This window comes from Streptomyces sp. NPDC047061, from assembly GCF_040643955.1.
GTDB lineage: Bacteria > Actinomycetota > Actinomycetes > Streptomycetales > Streptomycetaceae > Streptomyces.
In genome coordinates this window covers 39437-56433 of record NZ_JBEYVI010000012.1, presented here as the reverse complement: position 1 = coordinate 56433, position 16997 = coordinate 39437, and the positions used below count along the sequence as shown (strand labels likewise).

Here is a 16997-nt window from a genome sequence, read left to right as displayed (position 1 = left end):
GTGCTGGTCAGCTCACCGTGACGGCGGGTGTTCCGGACCCGGCGCCGTCCTGCTCCATCTGTTCGGCGATCTTCATCGCTTCCTCGATGAGGGTCTCCACGATCTTCGACTCGGGCACGGTCTTGACGACCTCGCCCTTGACGAAGATCTGCCCCTTGCCGTTGCCGGAGGCGACCCCCAGATCGGCCTCCCGTGCCTCGCCGGGGCCGTTGACCACACATCCCATGACGGCGACGCGCAAGGGCACTTCCATGCCCTCCAGCCCTGCCGTCACCTCGTCCGCCAGCTTGTAGACGTCGACCTGGGCGCGCCCGCAGGACGGGCAGGAGACGATCTCGAGACGCCGCTGCCGCAGGTTCAGCGACTCCAGGATCTGGATGCCGACCTTGACCTCCTCGGCGGGCGGCGCGGACAGCGAGACGCGGATCGTGTCACCGATGCCCTGCGAGAGCAGCGCCCCGAAGGCGACCGCCGACTTGATGGTTCCCTGGAACGCCGGGCCGGCCTCCGTGACGCCCAGGTGCAGCGGATAGTCGCACTGGGCGGCGAGCTGCCGGTACGCCTCGATCATCACGACCGGGTCGTTGTGCTTGACGGAGATCTTGATGTCCCGGAAGTCGTGCTCCTCGAAGAGCGAGGCCTCCCAGAGCGCGCTCTCCACGAGCGCCTCCGGGGTGGCCTTGCCGTGCTTCTCGAGGAGTCGGCGGTCGAGCGAGCCGGCGTTGACGCCGATCCGGATCGGCGTGCCGTGGTCCTTCGCGGCCCGCGCGATCTCCCGCACCTGGTCGTCGAACTTCTTGATGTTGCCGGGGTTCACCCGGACCGCCGCGCAGCCGGCCTCGATGGCCGCGAACACGTACTTGGGCTGGAAGTGGATGTCCGCGATCACCGGGATCTGGGACTTCCTCGCGATCGTCGCCAGGGCGTCCGCGTCGTCCTGCGTGGGGCAGGCGACGCGGACGATCTGGCAGCCGGACGCGGTGAGTTCGGCGATCTGCTGGAGGGTGGCGCCGATGTCCGAGGTGCGGGTCGTGGTCATCGACTGCACCGACACCGGGGCGCCGCCGCCGACCGCCACCGGCCCGACATGGATCTGCCGGGACGCGCGGCGCTCGGCGACCGGCCGGGCGGGGACCTCGGGGAGGCCCAGGGAGATGGCGGTCATGCCGTCACTCCCGGTTCCCGGAGACCGTCTCGCGCATGGCGCGGAGCGACTCCTTGAGGGATCCCATGGTGGCGAGGACGGCGGTGGGCTCGTAGCCGCAGTGCGCCATGCAGTTGGCGCAGCGCGGGTCCTTGCCGCGGCCGTACTTGTCCCAGTCGGTCTTCTCGATGAGTTCGCGGTACGTCGGGACGTATCCGTCGCTCATCAGGTAGCAGGGGCGCTGCCAGCCGAAGAGCGAGTAGTTCGGGATCGCCCAGGCCGTGCACGGGAAGTCGACCTTGCCCTCCAGGAAGTCCAGGAAGAGCGGGGAGTGGTTGAGCCGCCACTTCTTGCGGTTGCCGCCCGCGAAGGCCTTCTTGAAGAGTTCGCGGGTCTGCTCCACCCCGAGGAAGTGCTCCTGGTCGGGGGCCTTCTCGTAGGCGTAGGCGGGCGAGATCATCATCTCGTCGACCTTGAGGTCGTCGTTGAGGAAGTTGAGCACCTCGATGATGGTCTGCGGGGTGTCGGTGTTGAAGAAGGTCGAGTTGGTGGTCACCCGGAAGCCGCGCCGCTTGGCCTCCTTGATGGCCTCCACCGCCTCGTCGAACACGCCTTCCTTCGCGACGGACTCGTCGTGCCGCTCGCGCAGCCCGTCGATGTGCACCGCGAAGGCGAAGTAGGGCGAGGGCGTGAACTTGTCCATCTTCTTGCGCAGCAGCATCGCGTTGGTGCACAGGAAGACGTACTTCCGCTTCGCCACCAACTGCCGCACGATCTCGTCGATCTGGGGGTGCATCAGGGGCTCGCCGCCGGCGATGGACACCATCGGCGCACCGGACTCCAGCACCGCCCCGACCGCCTGCGCGACCGGCATGCGCTGCTTCAGCACCCCCGCCGGGTGCTGGATCTTGCCGCAGCCCTCACATTTCAGGTTGCACGCGAAGAGCGGTTCCAGCTCCACGATCAGCGGGAACTTGTCCCGCTTGCGGAGCTTCTGTTCTGCCAAGTAGGTAGCGACCTTGATCGACTGGCGCAGCGGCATGGCCATCTGGCTCACCTCCGGGGGAGCAGCAAAGAACGGTGCCATTCGAAGAAAGCTGGAAGAACGGATCGAAGAACGCGGAAAGCCGATATTCCACCGCGCACCGTGCCGATCCGGACGAGTTCATGTTCAGGAGCGTCCACGACCACCCTGACGGCCGCAACAGGGCGTTCGCCCGCGCGCACGGCGCTCAGGAGCGTGGCCGCCGACTCCATGTCGACCGCGATTGCGCCGGTCGCGAGCAGATCTGACCGCTCATGACCGCGGACGACGTGATCGGACCCGGTGACGGGGCCGGTGTGGACGGTGCGGCCGGGCAGGGTCCGCACAAGCTCCTTCACCAGGAGTTCGGTGCCGACGCACGGGACGCTGCCGCGGGGGTCCCGGGTCTCCTCGGCGACGACCAGGTCGCCGGGGTGCATCCCGGGGGCGAGTCCCGCACAGAAGCCCGTCGCCAGGACCGCGGCGCCGGCCAGCGCGGGATCGGCCAGGACCCGGGTGACGGACCGTTCCGCCGCCTTGGGGCCCATGCCGGTGCGCAGCACGGTGACGGGTCCGCCCGCGCCCCCGCGTTCGCCGGCGCGCAGGGCGAGGTGCTCGATGCCGAGTGCGCAGGCGATCAGCAGCGGGGCCGGCGCGGGCGTGGGGCTCATCAGTCCCCCTCGGCCTCGGGGGTGGGCTCGCCGTGCACGTAGCGGCCGAGCGCGGTGAGCGGGAAGACCTGCCGGTAGAGGTGGTAGTTGATGGAGAAGTCCCAGGGGAAGCCGGTACCGGTGAAGTACGGCTCGTCCCAGGAGCCGTCCTCGGCCTGCGTCTCGGCGAGCCACCGGACGCCCCGCTCGACGGCCTTGGCGTCCCTCTCCCCCGCCGCGAGCAGCGCCATCAGCGCCCACGCGGTCTGGGAGGCGGTGGAGGCGCCGCGCCCGCTCCAGTCGTCGGCGTACTTGTAGGAGCGCAGGTCCTCGCCCCACCCTCCGTCCTCGTTCTGGACCTGCTCCAGCCAGGTCACCGCGCGCCGGACGGCCGGGTGCGAGACGGGCAGCCCGGCCGCGGTCAGCGCGGGCACCACCGAGCCGGTGCCGTACACGTAGTTGACGCCCCAGCGCCCGAACCAGGCGCCGTTCGGCTCCTGTTCGGCGAGCAGCCACTCGATGCCGCGCCGGGTGCGCGGGTCGTGGGACATGCCCTCGAAGGCCAGCATCTCCACGACGTGCGCGGTGACGTCGGCCGACGGCGGGTCGATGACCTCGCCGAAGTCGCAGAACGGCAGCCGGTTGGGGAACGGGCTGGTGTTGTCGACGTCGAAGGCGCCCCAGGCGCCGTTCTTCGACTGCATGCCGAGGTTCCAGCGCACCCCGCGCCCGATGGCCTTCTCCATCCGCTCCGGGTCGTGGTGCCTGACCCGGCGCAGGGCGAGGACGACCTCGGCGGTGTCGTCGATGTCGGGGTAGTTGTCGTTGTGGAACTCGAACGCCCAGCCGCCCGGCGGCAGCTGGGGTCGCTTCACCGCCCAGTCGCCGGGCCGCACGATCTGCTCGCCGAGCATCCAGTCGGCGGCCTTGACGAGTTGCGGGTGGTCGGCGGGCAGGCCGGCGTCGGCGAGGGCGATGGTCGCCAGACAGGTGTCCCACACCGGCGACTGGCAGGCCTCGATCATCCGGCCGCCGTCCTCGCGCCAGATGGCGTAACGATCCAGCGACTCGAGTCCCGCGCGCACCACGGGGTGTTCGAGGTCGTAGCCGAGCAGGTACAGGGCGATCACCGAGTACACGGCCGGGGGCTGGATGCCGCCCCAGGCGCCGTCGTTCTCCTGGCGCTCGACGATCCAGCGGCCGGCGGACTTCAGGGCGGAGCCGCGCAGCCGGCCCAGCGCGACCTTGCGGTAGCCGCGGACAACCTTGTCGAGCCGCTGGAAGACGCCCTCCCAGCTCGCCACCGGAGCCAGCGGCTGGGGCGGGTTCGGGTTGGCCGGGTCGGTGTGGAGCTCGTCCAGGGGGAAGGGGGCGGGGCGCACCGGGCGCTTGGCCGAGACCACGGTGAGCGGCACGATGGTCTGCCGGGCCCACTGGCCGAAGTTGTAGATGCTGAGCGGGAACCACTTGGGGAAGTAGAGGAGTTCCGGGGGAAGTTCGGGCAGGTCCTCCCACTTCCACCAGCCGAACAGGGCCAGCCAGATCCGGGTGAAGACCCGGGCGGCGGCGATCCCGCCGCGCTCGCGGACCCAGGCCGACGCCTTCGCCATGTGGGGCGCGTCCGGCGCGTCCCCGGCCAGCCGCAGGGCGACGTACGCCTCGATGGTGGTGGAGAGTTCGCCGGGGCCGCCGTAGAAGGTGGCCCAGGTGCCGTCCTCGCGCTGCTCGCCACGGATGAAGAGCGCGGCGGCTGCGGTCGTGGACTCGTCGCGGATGCCCAGGAACTGACGGAGCAGCAGGTCCTCGGCGTCCATGGTGACGTTGGTCTCCAGGTCGCCCTTCCACCAGCCCTGCGCGTCCTGCTGGGCGAGCAGATGGTCGGTGGCGCGTCGGACGGCGCGTTCGGCGGCTTCTTGTACCCCGGTCGCCACGGGGGTGGTGAATTCGGTGCTGGCCGAGTCGGCCCGGGGCGGCAGGGTGGCCCCGGTGCTTCCGTCGGTCGTCGCTGTCATGGCTTCCCCTTCGTGCAGTCGTACGAAATCGTTCTGCTGTGGGTCCGCCGTCGGCCGGTGCTGGCTGCGCGCTCGCACCGGCCGGCGACTACGCGAGGGCTATTCGACCGATAATGATCATCTCTTTCGTACGACGACGAAGTCCGCGAGCGCCGTGAACCGTGCCCGTACCCGGTCGGGCATGTCGATGGCGTGCAGGGCCTCGATGGCGATGGTGTGCTGGCGGCGCGCCTCCTCGGCGGTCCACTCGCGGCCGCCGGCCTCCTCGATGAGGGCGGCGCGGGCGGCGAACTCCTCCTCGGAGAAGTTCTCGAAGTCGCTGCTCTTGGCGTCGGCGGCGAGGATCTCGCCGAGCCGCTCGGAGGCGGGCCCGCCCGCGGCGAGCGCGGCGACGACCGGCAGGGACTTCTTGCGCTGGCGCAGGTCGCTCCAGGTCTGCTTGCCGGTGGCGTCCGGGTCGCCCCAGATGCCGAGCAGGTCGTCGACGGCCTGGAAGGCGAGGCCGAGGTGGTAGCCGTACTTCTCCAGGGTGTCGGCGGTGCGGTCGTCGGCGCCGCCGAGCACCGCGCCGATGGAGCTGGAGGCGGCGAGCAGGGCACCGGTCTTGTTGCCCTCCATCTCCAGGCACTCCTCGACGCTGACCCGGTCGCGGTGCTCGTAGGAGATGTCCTGGGCCTGCCCGTCGATCAGGGCGCGGGTGGCGGTGGTGAGGCGGCGGGTGGCGCGGCCGGCCTCGACGGTGCCGAGTTCGAGGAGGACCTCGTTGGCGAGGGCGAACAGGGCGTCGCCGACCAGGATGGCCTGGGCGGGGCCGTGCACCTTCCAGACGGTGTCACGGTGGCGGCGCTGTTCGTCGCCGTCCATCAGGTCGTCGTGCAGCAGGGAGAAGTTGTGGACGAGTTCGACGGCGACGGCACCGGGGATGCCGACCTCGGGGGCGGCGCCGGTGACCTCGGCGGAGAGCACGGCGAGCGCGGGCCGTACGGCCTTTCCGCCGTCGCCGTCGGCGGGGTTGCCCTCGGCGTCGATCCAGCCGAAGTGGTAGGCGGCCACGGTGTCCATGGGGGAGGCCAGGCGGTCGACGGCCGCCCGCAGTACCGGTGTGGCAAGGGTCCGGCCGCGCTCCAGGAGCGCGGTCACGTCCACCGCGTCGGCAGCCGTCTCGGCCGGGGGCACAGTGGGCACAGTTTCTCCTCTTGTTGCGGTACCGGGGGTGCGGGGGCCTGCCGCCTGCTGATCGAGCTTCACGCCGCCTCCTCGAACGCGAAGAGGTGACGGGGGCGGGGCCGGCCCAGGGTGCCCAACGCGGCGTCGGCCGCGTTCACACCGCTGCGGACCGCACTCTCCATGGTCGCGGGCCACCCGGTGGCGGTCCACGCTCCGGCCAGGTAGAGGCCGGGTGCCTTGGTGCGGGCGCCGGGCCGCAGCCGCCCGACGCCGGGGGTGGGGGCGAACGTCGCGGTGCGCTCCCGGGTCACGAAGAAGTCCTGCACCCCGGCGCCGCGCGCACCGGGCAACAGCCGTTCCAGCTCGGGCAGATAGCGCTCGCGCAGGTCGGCCACGGGGGTGTCGATCTCGTCCTGGGCCGCCGACTGCGACAGCGCCAGGTACTGTCCCTCGCGCAGCCCGGAGGCGTGGGTGCGGTCGAACACCCACTGGACGGGGGTGCCGAGGGCCGCGAAGAACGGCTTGGTGAGCACCGTGCGGTCGTAGACCACATGGACGTTGAGGATGGGAGCGGTGCCGATCTCCAGCAGGTTCTCCGGGGCGTCGAGGGCACCGGCGGGCAGCAGGTCGTGCGCCTCGCGCGGGGCGACGGCGAGCACGACGGCGTCGGCGGTGAGTGTCTCGCCGGGAACCTGAACGCTCCAGGTTCCGTTCTCGTTAGTGGAGACGGAGGTGACGCGTGTACGGACCTCGGTACGCACGCCCGCGGAGTCGAGCGCCTTGCGGGCCAGCCGGTCGTGCAGTTCGCCCAGCGGCACATGGGCCCAGCCGATGTCGGCCGCGCCCGGGTCGGACAGCAGACCGGTCTTGAACACCATCGCGGCGAGCCCCAGTGAGGCGTCGCCCGCGACCGCGTTGAGGGTGGCGACCCCGACCAGGTCCCACAGGGCCTCGACGGCACGCGCCGACTGGCCGTGGGCGGCCAGCCAGCTGCCGAAGTCCTGTGCGTCCAGGCTCGGATCGGCGAGGTCGAGCCCCTTGAGCGCGAGCGCGGCACGCCCGACCCTGGCCCGCTCGGCGAGCGAGAGGTGCGGATAGGCGGCCAGGCTGCGCCCCAGATGCAGGGGCACCGGCAGCGGGTCGCGCCGCAGCCTGCCCAGGCGCCGCCCCTCCGGCTTGGCGAGGTCGAGGACGGGCACGTCGAGGCGGTCCTGCAGCGGTGCCAGCGCTGTGCCCTCGATGCGGTCGAGGAACCAGCGGTAGGCGGTGCAGCAACGCAGGTACACGTGCTGGCCGTTGTCCACGGTCAGGTCGCCGCGCTGGAAGGAGAAGGCGAGCCCGCCGAGCCTCGGCCTGCCTTCGAGAAGGGTGACGCGCACCCCCGCGTCGGCCAGCGCGAGCGCGGCCGTGATGCCCGCGAGACCGCCGCCGATCACGACGGCGGTGCGCCCGGACGGAATGTCGTCCTGCGTCCGCTCGGATCGTGAGCCGTCGGTCATCGTGCCGCCTCTCCTGGCCGTCCGCCGTGCCGGTGGAACGGGGCAGGGCGGGCCGTCGCAGTCAGGGACGCCACGCCGCGCCGGAGGGTTGCCTGCCGTTTTCCTCCGGTGGAGTCACCTTGGCCCACTTTGTCCATCAGGCGCGCCTCCTGACGGTCAGACGGGAGGTGTGGCGTCGGGTGTCGAGCCCGGACAGGCCGCGCACGGCGACGTACGCCTTCTCGCGTCCGGGCAGCGAGACCCGGCCGCGCAGCACCGCCTCCGGTTCGCGCTCGATGCGGTCGAGCAGGCGGCGGTAGATGCCGGCCATGGCGGCGACACAGGCGCCGCTGCGCCGGTCGAGCATGGGCAGCAGCCGGTAGCCCTCGGCGAAAAGGGCCCGGGCGCGCCGTACTTCGAAGTGCACGAGGCCCGCGAAGTCGGAGCCCTCCGGCGGGGTCGGCCCGTGGAACCCGGCCGAGCAGCCGAACTTGGCGAGGTCGTCGGCGGGCAGATAGATACGGCCGTTGCCGGCGTCCTCGCGGATGTCCCGGAGGATGTTGGTCAACTGGAGCGCGAGCCCGAGCGTGTCGGCATACTCCGGCGCGCGCTCGGCACCGCGCGCCCCCGGTTCCGTGCCGAACACGCCGAGCGAGAGCCGGCCGATGGCGCCGGCCACGCAGCGGCAGTAGACCTTGAGGTCGTCCCAGGTCTCGTAGTGCTCGCCGCGTACGTCCATCAGCACGCCGTCGATCAGCTCGTCCAGGCCGCCCAGCGGGATCGGGAAGGCCTGGGCGGCATGCGCGAGAGCGACGGCGACCGGGTCGGTGTCGTCCTCGGCGACCGCGCCGTCCTGGACCCGGGCGAGCAGTGCCCGGGTGTCCTCCAGCCGGGCCGCCTTCACGTCGTCGGCCAGCTCGCCGTCGCCGATGTCGTCGACGCGCCGGGAGAAGGCGTAGAGCGCCGACATGGCGCGCCGCTTCGGCGCCGGGAGCAGCCTGATGCCGTAGGCGAAGTTCCGTGCCTGCTGTCCGGTGACGGTCTCGCAGTAGCTGTAGGCGGCGAGTACCGGTGCGGACACATGTGTGGGAGAGTCCACGGTCCGGATCACCCCTCTCCTCGCAGAGTCACGCCCACCTCACGCAGCAACCGGCCCTTGCCGGGCTTGGGCGGGCCTGGAAGTACGTCGTATTCGGCGGCGGCGATCGCGTGGACCGCCGCCCTTCCCCCCGCCACGAACCCCGCGAGCAGCAGCTTCAACCTGCCGTGGACGCTACCCACAAGGGGGGCGCCTTCATTCAGGAGATCGCGGGCGCGTTGCGCTTCGTATGCAACCAGTGCACGCACCGATGCGCCTGCGGTTTTCCTGGCGAGATCCGCCTCCTGGACGTGAAAGCGCTTCATGTCCTCGGCGGGCAGATAGATCCGGTCGCGGCCGAGGTCCTCGGCCACGTCCTGGAGGTGTTCGACGATCTGGAGTGCGGTGCAGATCGCGTCGGAGAGCCGGATCCGGTCGGGGGTCGAGGTGCCGGTGACGGCGAGGACCAGGCGGCCGACGGGGTTGGCGGACAGCTCGCAGTAGGCGAGGAGGTCGTCGTAGGTCTCGTACCGCTTGACGAGCTGGTCCTGGCGGTTGGCGGCGACCAGGCCGAGGAACGGCTCGGGGGTGAGGGAACGGCGGCGGACCGTCACCTGGAGGCGGCGCAGCAGGGGGTGGTGCGGAGTGGCGTCGAAGACGCGGCGCAGGTCGGCCTCGAAGGCGTCGAGCAGGACCAGGCGGTCCTCGGCCTGCTCCGGGGAGACCCCGAGGAGGCGGGCGTCGGCGCCGCCGGGGGCCAGGTCGCCGTCGCCGATGTCGTCGACGAGGCGGGCGAATCCGTACACCGCCGTCAGGTCGTCGCGCCAGGCTTTCGGCAGGAAGAAGGGGGCCACGGGGAAGTTCTCGTCCGCGGCCTTGTCCAGGGTGCCGCGCTCCGGGTCTCCGGTGCGCACCGGGCCGGCTGCCGTCACCGTTCGCTGCCCGGGGCGAGGACGGCGCGGCCTGCGTTGAGCTGGGGAGTTTCCGTAGCCATTGCCGTCACATCTCCCGTTCTACACTGCCGACCCAATACACACTATTTCGGACACGCCGCCCAGCAGTCCGCGGGGCGGCCCGGCGGAGGGTGTCGTGCATTATCGCCCCACTTGCCGCTTTCCGGGACCGGTACAGCTTACGTTGTACAACGCATCGAGGTTCGTCGGGGTGTCCCGCAGATCACAACAACACACCGATTGGCGTCAAGATTCCTAAGGCGAGCCGGAGTTGACGTTTCCTTTGCAGACGCCGGGCCCCACCGGAAAGGTTCCGGCGGGGCCCGGGGCGTGGCGGGCTACTTGCCCGTGAACTTCTCGTACTCCTGGAGCACCTCTTCGGTCGGGCCGTCCATGCGCAGCTCACCGCGCTCCAGCCACAGGACGCGGTCGCAGGTGTCGCGGATCGACTTGTTGTTGTGACTGACCAGAAACACCGTGCCCGCGTGCTGGCGCAGTTCGCGGATGCGCTCCTCGGACCGGATCCGGAACTTCGCGTCACCGGTGGCCAGCGCCTCGTCGATCATGAGGACGTCGTGGTCCTTGGCGGCGGCGATGGAGAAGCGGAGCCGGGCCGCCATGCCGGAGGAGTAGGTCCGCATGGGCAACGTGATGAAGTCGCCCTTGTCGTTGATGCCGGAGAACTCGACGATCTCCTGGTAGCGGGCCTTGATCTCCTCGCGGGACATGCCCATCGCGAGACCGCCCAGGATGACGTTGCGCTCACCCGTGAGGTCGTTCATCAGGGCCGCGTTGACGCCGAGCAGCGAGGGCTGGCCGTTGGTGTAGACCCGGCCCTTCTCGGCGGGCAGCAGGCCGGCGATGGCGCGCAGCAGGGTGGACTTGCCGGAGCCGTTGGAACCGATCAGGCCGATGGCCTCGCCGCGGTAGGCGACGAAGGAGACCCCGCGGACGGCGTGCACCTTGCGCACGCCCCGGTCGTCGCCCCGCTTGAAGATGCGGCTGAGGGCGGCCGTCGCGCTGCCCTTGCCGGTCTTGGCGCCGTTGACCCGGTAGACGATGTGCACGTCCTCCGCGATCACGGTGGGGATCCGCTCCCCCTGGTCCTGCTCCACGTCGTTCAGGTCAGCCACGGCCGTACCGCTCCTCCGCCTTCCAGAAGTACACGAAACCGCCGGCGAACACGACCACGGCCCAGGACAGCGCGACGACCCAGACGTGCGGCGGCAGGTTCGAGGCGCCGTAGCCGTCGATGAGGGCGAAGCGCATCAGGTCCATGTAGACGGTGGCGGGGTTCACCTGGAGGAGCGTGCGCGCCCACTCCGGCCGGCCCTCCATCATCTTGGTGATCGAGAACATCACACCGGACATGTACATCCAGGTGCGCAGCACGAACGGCAGCAGCTGGGCGAGGTCCGGGGTCTTGGCTCCCAGCCGGGCCACGATCAGGGCCAGTCCCGTGTTGAAGAGGAAGAGCAGGAACAGGATCGGGACGACCAGCACCCAGGACAGGCCCGGGCGGCTGCCGAACCCGACCACCACCGCGACCATGACGATCATCGAGAAGAGCAGCTGCTGGAGCTGCTGCAGCGCGAAGGAGATCGGCAGCGAGGCGCGCGGGAAGTGCAGCGCCCGCACCAGGCCGAGGTTGCCGGCGATCGCCCGCACGCCCGTCATGATCGAGCTCTGGGTGAACGTGAAGGTGAACACGCCGGTGACCAGGAACGGGATGTAGATGTCCTGCGACATGCCACGGCTGGCGTGCAGGATGACGCCGAAGATGAAGTAGTACACGGCCGCGTTCAGCAGCGGCGTGGCCACCTGCCAGAGCTGGCCGAGCTTGGCCTGGCTGTACTGGGCGGTGAGCTTGGCCTGTGAGAAGGCCAGGATGAAGTGGCGCCGTCCCCAGAGCTGGCGTACGTACTCGACGAGCGAGGGGCGTGCGCCGCTCACCGCGAGTCCGTATCTGGCGGCGAGCTGCGCCGCCGTGAGGCCTTCGTCGGGCGACGGCACCGCGCTCACCGCGATCCCGCCGTCATGCGTTGTCTCACTCAAGGGTGGAAGCCTTCGTCTCCGGATCCGTCCGCGGATGCGCCGTCGGATTCGTCTTACGTTCGTCTTACGCAATTGTGCTACTGGGCACGACACGTCTCCGTCATCGGAGACGCCTTCGGGGGGGGTGTCCGCGCACCGTCGCGCGCGGACCCGCACCTTCGAGCTTGTCAGATCACCGGGGGACGGCCCAGTCGCGTGAGTCTCCACACGGTCCGCCAGCGCATCGGGCGGCGGGGGCCGCACGGGGTGGTCCAGCCCTCCCGGAAGCCGGCGAACCAGGCGTGCAGGGCCGGGCGGGAGGGGCGGCGCACCAGGGTCAGCAGCAGCCACACCCCGAGGTAGACCGGGACCAGGGGGGCGGGCAGGTTGCGGCGGGCCAGCCAGACCCGGTTGCGTGCGACCATCCGGTGGTAGACCGCGTGCCGGGAGGGAGCGGTGGTGGGGTGGTTGAGGACCATGTCGGACCGGTAGTCGATCATCCAGCCGGCGTCCAGGGCCCGCCAGGCCAGGTCGGTCTCCTCGTGGGCGTAGAAGAACTCGTCCGGCAGGCCGCCGACCTCGGCGAGGACCTGGGTGCGGACGGCGTTGGCGCCGCCCAGGAAGGTGGTGACCCGGGAGGAGCGCATCGGGTCGGAGGCCCGCAGCCGCGGCACGTGCCGGCGCTGGGTCTGCCCGGTGTCCGGGTCGGCGATGCGGAAGCTGATGATGCCGAGACGCTGGTCGGCGGCGAAGGCCTGGCGGCACAGCTCGGCGGTGTCGTGCTCGGCGAGCAGTCCGTCGTCGTCCAGGAAGAGCAGTATGTCGACGTCACGGCCGCTGGGGCCGAAGGCCTCTATGCCGACGTTGCGCCCGCCCGGGATCCCGAGGTTCTCGGGCAGCTCCAGGGTGCGGACGCCGTCCGGGACGTCCGGAACGGGCGAGCCGTTGCCGACGACGACCACCTTGACCCGCTCGCCGTCCTGCTTGGCGACCGAGTCGAGGAGGGCGCGCAGTTCGTCCGGGCGGTTGCCCATGGTGATGACGACCGCGCCGACCTTCAGCCCGGCGCTCACCGCAGCCTGCTCGACGCGAGGACCGAGACCAGGTGCAGCAGGGTCTGGAGCAGCGCGATGCCGGCGAGCACGGCGGTGCCGAGCCGGGTGAAGAAGAGGTCGCCGCGGACCTGGTCGACGATCGCGAGGACCAGGATCAGCAGGGACGCCTCGATGCCGAGGATCAGCCGGTGGAACCGGAGCAGGGCGGCGGCCCGGCGGGCCAGTGCCATCCCGGAGGAGCGCATCTCGGCGGCGGCCTCCTTGACCACCGGCAGGCCGGCCTGGTGGCGGGCGACACCGACCAGGTCGGTCTCGGCCTTGATCAGGATCGCGCCGAGCGCGGCCAGGGTACCGAGGAAGGCCCACAGCCAGTCGATACGGCCGCTGCCGAACAGGTCGGCGGCGCGCAGCCCGAGGCCCACGAGGACGGCGGCGTCGGTGAGGTAGGCGCCCACCCGGTCGAGGTAGACCCCGCCCAGCGAGTACTGCTGCTTCCAGCGGGCGACCTCGCCGTCGACGCAGTCGAGCAGCAGGTACATCTGGACGCACACCACACCGAGGACGGCGCCCGTGATCCCCGGCACCAGCAGGGCCGGGGCCGCGAGCACGCCGAAGACGGTCATCAGGTACGTGAGCTGGTTGGGCGTGACCCTGGTGTTCACCAGGTAGCGGTCCACCCGCAGGGACACCTCGCGCATGTAGAGGCGTCCCATCCAGTGCTCACCGCTGCGCCGGTCCTTGACCCCAGCGGGGTGCACGACCGGACGGAGTTCAGCTACCGATGGCCTTGACATAGTCGACGTAGATGTCCTTGATCTGGTGGGTCTTGAGGTCGAGGTGTTCGAGGATGGTGTAGCGGCCGGGCCGGGTCTCCGGAGCGAACTCCACGACCCGGACGAACTCGTCCACGGTGAAGCCGATCTCCTCCGGCAGCACCGGCAGTCCGTGCCGGCGCAGCACACCGGCCATGTACACGGACTCCTCGTGGGCTCCGCGCAGGTACATCGCGAAGGCCGCGCCGAGCCCGCACTGCTCGCCGTGGCTGGCGGCACGCCTCGGGAACAGCAGGTCGAAGGCGTGGTTGATCTCGTGGCAGGCGCCGGAGGACGGGCGGGAGTCGCCCGACACCGACATGGCGATACCGCTGAGGACCAGCGCCTCGGCGAGGACCTGGAGGAAGTCGTTCTCGCCGATGCCGCCGGGGTGGCGGAGCACCGCCTCGCCGGCCTGCCGGGCCATGGCGGCCGCCAGACCGTCGATCTTCTCGCCGGTCACGCGGTGGGACAGCTCCCAGTCCGCGATCGCGGAGATGTTGGAGACGGCGTCGCCGATGCCCGAGCGCACGAAGCGCGCCGGGGCCTCCCGGATGACGTCGAGGTCGATGACGACCGCGATCGGGTTCGGCACGCCGTAGGAGCCGCGGCCCGCGTCGTTGTCGAGGGTGGCGACCGGCGAGCAGAGTCCGTCGTGCGCGAGGTTCGTCGGCACCGCGACCAGCGGCAGGCCCACCCGGGCCGCGGCGAACTTGGCACAGTCGATGATCTTGCCGCCGCCGAGGCCGACGACCGCGTCGTAGTGGCCGGCCCTGATCTCGCCGGCCAGCCGGATCGCGTCGTCGAGGGTGCCGCCGCCGACCTCGTACCAGGTGGCGCCGGGCAGGCTCGGCGCGACGCGCTCGCGCAGCTTCGAGCCCGAGCCGCCGCTGACGGCGACCGCGAGCCGCCCGGAGTGCGAGATGCGTTCGTCGGCGAGCACGCCCGCCAGGTCGTCGAGGGCACCCGGGCGGATGTCCACGACGACCGGCGAGGGGATCAGCCGGGTCAGTACTGGCACGCGATCTCCCGTCCCCTGGCGAGATCGTCGTGGTTGTCGATCTCGACCCACCGGACGTCGCCGATCGGCGCCACGTCGATCCGGAAGCCGCGGTTGACCAGCTCCTGGTAGCCGTGCTCGTAGAACTGCTGCGGGTCGGTCTCCCAGACCGCCTTCAGCGCGTCGGCGAGCTCGGGGGCCGCGTCGCCCTCGATGAGGGTGACGCCGATGTACTCGCCGGTGGCCTCGGCGGGATCCATCAGCTTGGTGATCTTCGTCATGCCCTTGTCGGCGCCGACGACGACCTTCATCTCCTCGTCGGCGAGGTCCTTGACCGTGTCCAGCGCGAGGATGATCTTCTTGCCGTCGCCGCGGGAGGCGAGCAGCGTCCGCTCGACGGAGACCGGGTGCACGGTGTCGCCGTTGGCGAGGATCACGCCGTCCTTGAGGGCGTCACGGCCGCACCACAGGGAGTAGGCGTTGTTCCACTCCTCGGCCTTGTCGTTGTCGATGAGGGTGAGCCTGAGGCCGTACTTCGCCTCCAGGGCCGCCTTCCGCTCGTAGACGGCCTCCTTGCGGTAGCCGACGATGATCGCGACCTCGGTCAGGCCGATCTCGGCGAAGTTGCCGAGGGTCAGGTCGAGCACCGTGATCGAGTCCTCTATCCCGGCAGGCCCCACCGGCACCAGCGCCTTGGGCAGGCTGTCGGTGTAGGGGCGCAGACGCCGTCCGGCGCCGGCCGCCAGCACGAGGCCGATCATGCGGGTTCTCCTTCGTCGTGTACGGCGGGCGCCCCTGCGGACACCCAGAAGCGGATGCTCTCGACGAGCACCAGCCCGGCCACGACCACGGCGAGGACCGTGAGCGCGACCTTGAACTGCGCGCCGGTGAGCACCGCGGCCAGGACGGTGACCAGCAGCACTCGCCCTTCCTGCCCCCCGATGGCGCGGACCAGCCAGGCCGGCGGCGCCCCGGCGTTCCCGCGGATGCGGTACACCGTGTCGTAGTGATGGTAGGCGACGGCGGCCACCAGGCCGAAAGCCGCAGGAAGGGCTCCGTTTACCCCGGCTTTACCTGCGAGGACGAGCACGGTGCCGTACTCGGCGGCGCGGAAGAGGGGCGGGACCAGCCAGTCGAGGGCGCCCTTGAGGGGGCGGGCGAGGGTCTGGCCGGAGGCGAGGGCGTAGACGACGGCTCCCGCGACCGGGGCCCAGGTCACACCGGAGAAGAGGGAGACGGTGAGAACCGCCACGCCCGCGAGGGCCACCAGGAACGGGGAGCCGAGCGGGGCGCGCAGGGCGCGGGACGCGAACCCGGCGAGCGGACCGTTGTCCGCCAGGTCGGCGAGTGCCTCGGCCGCCCGGTCGGTGCGCTTCGCCTTCCGGGTCAGCGACCGCAGGACCCGCCCGGCCGTGGTGTAGGTCGCCGCGAAGGCGCAGCCGATCAGCAGGACGTAGAAGGTGATCCGCGGGGTCGTGGCCGCCGTGAGGACGGCTATCAGTGCCCATCGTTCGCCGATGGGCAGGACTATCATCCGGCGCACCCAGACCGTCCAGCCGACGCTGTCGAGGCGCCCGGAGAGGGCCGCGGTGGGGCTGGTGTTGGCGGTGGCGTCGTGGTTGGCCTCGTTGAAGGAGAAGTCGACCACGTGCCGGCAGGTCTGCAGGATCATGGCGCCGAGGGCGAGGGCCCACACGTCGTCGCCGCCGCGGGCGGCGCCCAGCGCGAGGCCCGCGTAGTAGGCGTACTCCTTGGCCCGGTCGAAGGTGGCGTCCAGCCAGGCGCCGAGCGTGGAGTACTGCAGGGAGTAGCGGGCGAGCTGACCGTCGGTGCAGTCCAGGACGAAGGAGGCGATGAGCAGCACGCCCGCCGCGACGAATCCGATGCGGGTGCCGGTGGCCGCGCAGCTCGCCGCGATCAGGGCGGTGAGCAGGGAGGCGGTGGTGACCTGGTTGGGGGTCAGGCCGCGGCGGGCGCACCAGCGGGCGATGTAGCGGGAGTACGGGCTGATGAAGAAGGTGGTGAAGAAGCCGTCGCGGGACTTCACGGCCGACTTCAGGCGTACGGCCTCGTCGTCGACGGCGGCGACGGCCTGCCGCGCCTCGTTGCGGGCCTGCGGATCGGCGGGGACGGCCGCGACCAGGCTGCCCAGCTCGGGATGGTGGACGTCGGCGTCGAGGGCGGTGACGAGACCGTCGACGGCGAGGGCGGTGCCGCCGCCCGCGGCGGCTTCCCCGGCCAGCGCACGGCTCAGGGCCTGACGGCCGGCGGGCTGGGCGGTGACGGCGCCGGGGATCGCGGCGAGCGGGAAGCGGGGGTCGGTGAGGCCGAGCCGCAGGGCGTGCACATGACCGACGAAGCGGGAGTCGACGACGGCGACGCGCCGGTCGGCGGGTACGGCGGCGAGCAGGGCCTCGGTCTCGACGGTGTCCGACGCCGTCCGCACCTCGAAGCCGAGCGCCCGCAGATCGCTCTCCAGTGACGATCCGGGGACCGGCGGACCGGTGACGATGGCGGTCGACAACCGAACTCACTCCCTGGGTGCCGGCGAACGGACGCCGGTCTGCTGCATGGTCGGGCGGGGTGTGCC

Annotated in this window: 16 protein-coding genes; all 16 read right to left on the bottom strand. The window is 71.1% G+C overall.

Going from position 1 to position 16997, the window contains the following annotated elements; genetic code table 11:
* Nucleotides 1–7: 7 nt before the first annotated feature.
* Nucleotides 8–1165 carry a flavodoxin-dependent (E)-4-hydroxy-3-methylbut-2-enyl-diphosphate synthase gene (gene ispG, locus ABZ887_RS19225; RefSeq protein WP_361290604.1) on the bottom strand — a complete coding sequence of 386 codons (1158 nt, stop codon included), beginning with the start codon at nt 1163–1165 and terminating at the stop codon, nt 8–10.
* Between the two features lie 4 nt (nt 1166–1169).
* Nucleotides 1170–2192 carry an adenosyl-hopene transferase HpnH gene (gene hpnH, locus ABZ887_RS19220; protein ID WP_181803030.1) on the bottom strand — a complete coding sequence of 341 codons (1023 nt, stop codon included), beginning with the start codon at nt 2190–2192 and terminating at the stop codon, nt 1170–1172.
* Between the two features lie 5 nt (nt 2193–2197).
* Nucleotides 2198–2839: a 1-hydroxy-2-methyl-2-butenyl 4-diphosphate reductase gene (locus tag ABZ887_RS19215; RefSeq protein WP_361290600.1), complete on the bottom strand. Its 642-nt coding sequence runs from the start codon at nt 2837–2839 to the stop codon at nt 2198–2200.
* The gene (shc, locus tag ABZ887_RS19210; RefSeq protein ID WP_361290597.1) at nt 2839–4830 is read right to left on the bottom strand and encodes a squalene--hopene cyclase; all 1992 of its coding nucleotides are present in this window, start codon (nt 4828–4830) and stop codon (nt 2839–2841) included. Before shc ends, ABZ887_RS19215 begins: the two co-directional genes overlap by 1 nt.
* 117 nt (nt 4831–4947) lie before the next feature.
* The gene (locus ABZ887_RS19205; protein WP_361290594.1) at nt 4948–6015 is read right to left on the bottom strand and encodes a polyprenyl synthetase family protein; all 1068 of its coding nucleotides are present in this window, start codon (nt 6013–6015) and stop codon (nt 4948–4950) included.
* Nucleotides 6016–6074: 59 nt separating this feature from the next.
* On the bottom strand, nt 6075–7496 hold the full coding sequence (gene hpnE / locus ABZ887_RS19200; protein ID WP_361290591.1) for a hydroxysqualene dehydroxylase HpnE: 1422 nt from the start codon (nt 7494–7496) through the stop codon (nt 6075–6077).
* Nucleotides 7493–7633 carry a DUF6380 family protein gene (locus ABZ887_RS19195; RefSeq protein WP_361290588.1) on the bottom strand — a complete coding sequence of 47 codons (141 nt, stop codon included), beginning with the start codon at nt 7631–7633 and terminating at the stop codon, nt 7493–7495. Before ABZ887_RS19195 ends, hpnE begins: the two co-directional genes overlap by 4 nt.
* Nucleotides 7633–8586 (bottom strand): presqualene diphosphate synthase HpnD, encoded by a 954-nt coding sequence (gene hpnD / locus ABZ887_RS19190; RefSeq protein ID WP_361290585.1) that lies wholly within the window; start codon nt 8584–8586, stop codon nt 7633–7635. The genes ABZ887_RS19195 and hpnD overlap by 1 nt, the downstream gene beginning before the upstream one ends.
* A complete protein-coding gene (hpnC, locus tag ABZ887_RS19185; RefSeq protein WP_361290582.1) occupies nt 8583–9485 on the bottom strand; it encodes a squalene synthase HpnC in 903 nt (300 codons plus the stop codon). Before hpnC ends, hpnD begins: the two co-directional genes overlap by 4 nt.
* Nucleotides 9486–9844: 359 nt before the next feature.
* Entirely contained in the window at nt 9845–10630 is a 786-nt protein-coding gene (locus ABZ887_RS19180; RefSeq protein WP_361291046.1) for an ABC transporter ATP-binding protein, read from the bottom strand.
* A 1-nt stretch (nt 10631) separates the two neighbouring features.
* Nucleotides 10632–11561, bottom strand: coding sequence for an ABC transporter permease (locus ABZ887_RS19175; protein ID WP_361290579.1), 930 nt, complete (start codon nt 11559–11561; stop codon nt 10632–10634).
* Between the two features lie 167 nt (nt 11562–11728).
* The gene (locus tag ABZ887_RS19170; protein ID WP_361291043.1) at nt 11729–12601 is read right to left on the bottom strand and encodes a glycosyltransferase; all 873 of its coding nucleotides are present in this window, start codon (nt 12599–12601) and stop codon (nt 11729–11731) included.
* 8 nt (nt 12602–12609) lie between these two features.
* Entirely contained in the window at nt 12610–13353 is a 744-nt protein-coding gene (locus ABZ887_RS19165) for a CDP-alcohol phosphatidyltransferase family protein (RefSeq protein WP_361290576.1), read from the bottom strand.
* Between the two features lie 13 nt (nt 13354–13366).
* Nucleotides 13367–14428 (bottom strand): iron-containing alcohol dehydrogenase family protein, encoded by a 1062-nt coding sequence (locus ABZ887_RS19160; protein WP_361290573.1) that lies wholly within the window; start codon nt 14426–14428, stop codon nt 13367–13369.
* Nucleotides 14416–15168 carry a phosphocholine cytidylyltransferase family protein gene (locus ABZ887_RS19155; RefSeq protein WP_361290570.1) on the bottom strand — a complete coding sequence of 251 codons (753 nt, stop codon included), beginning with the start codon at nt 15166–15168 and terminating at the stop codon, nt 14416–14418. The genes ABZ887_RS19160 and ABZ887_RS19155 overlap by 13 nt, the downstream gene beginning before the upstream one ends.
* Nucleotides 15165–16931, bottom strand: coding sequence for a DUF5941 domain-containing protein (locus ABZ887_RS19150; RefSeq protein ID WP_361290567.1), 1767 nt, complete (start codon nt 16929–16931; stop codon nt 15165–15167). The genes ABZ887_RS19155 and ABZ887_RS19150 overlap by 4 nt, the downstream gene beginning before the upstream one ends.
* Nucleotides 16932–16997 lie beyond the last annotated feature (66 nt).

Excerpts from the sequence above, each read along its gene's own strand:
- ispG (WP_361290604.1), bottom strand. The coding sequence starts at position 1,165 with ATGACCGCCATCTCCCTGGGCCTCCCCGAGGTCCCCGCCCGGCCGGTC.
- hpnH (WP_181803030.1), bottom strand. The coding sequence starts at position 2,192 with ATGGCCATGCCGCTGCGCCAGTCGATCAAGGTCGCTACCTACTTGGCA.
- ABZ887_RS19215 (WP_361290600.1), bottom strand. The coding sequence starts at position 2,839 with ATGAGCCCCACGCCCGCGCCGGCCCCGCTGCTGATCGCCTGCGCACTC.
- shc (WP_361290597.1), bottom strand. The coding sequence starts at position 4,830 with ATGACAGCGACGACCGACGGAAGCACCGGGGCCACCCTGCCGCCCCGG.
- hpnE (WP_361290591.1), bottom strand. The coding sequence starts at position 7,496 with ATGACCGACGGCTCACGATCCGAGCGGACGCAGGACGACATTCCGTCC.
- ABZ887_RS19195 (WP_361290588.1), bottom strand. The coding sequence starts at position 7,633 with ATGGACAAAGTGGGCCAAGGTGACTCCACCGGAGGAAAACGGCAGGCA.
- ABZ887_RS19155 (WP_361290570.1), bottom strand. The coding sequence starts at position 15,168 with ATGATCGGCCTCGTGCTGGCGGCCGGCGCCGGACGGCGTCTGCGCCCC.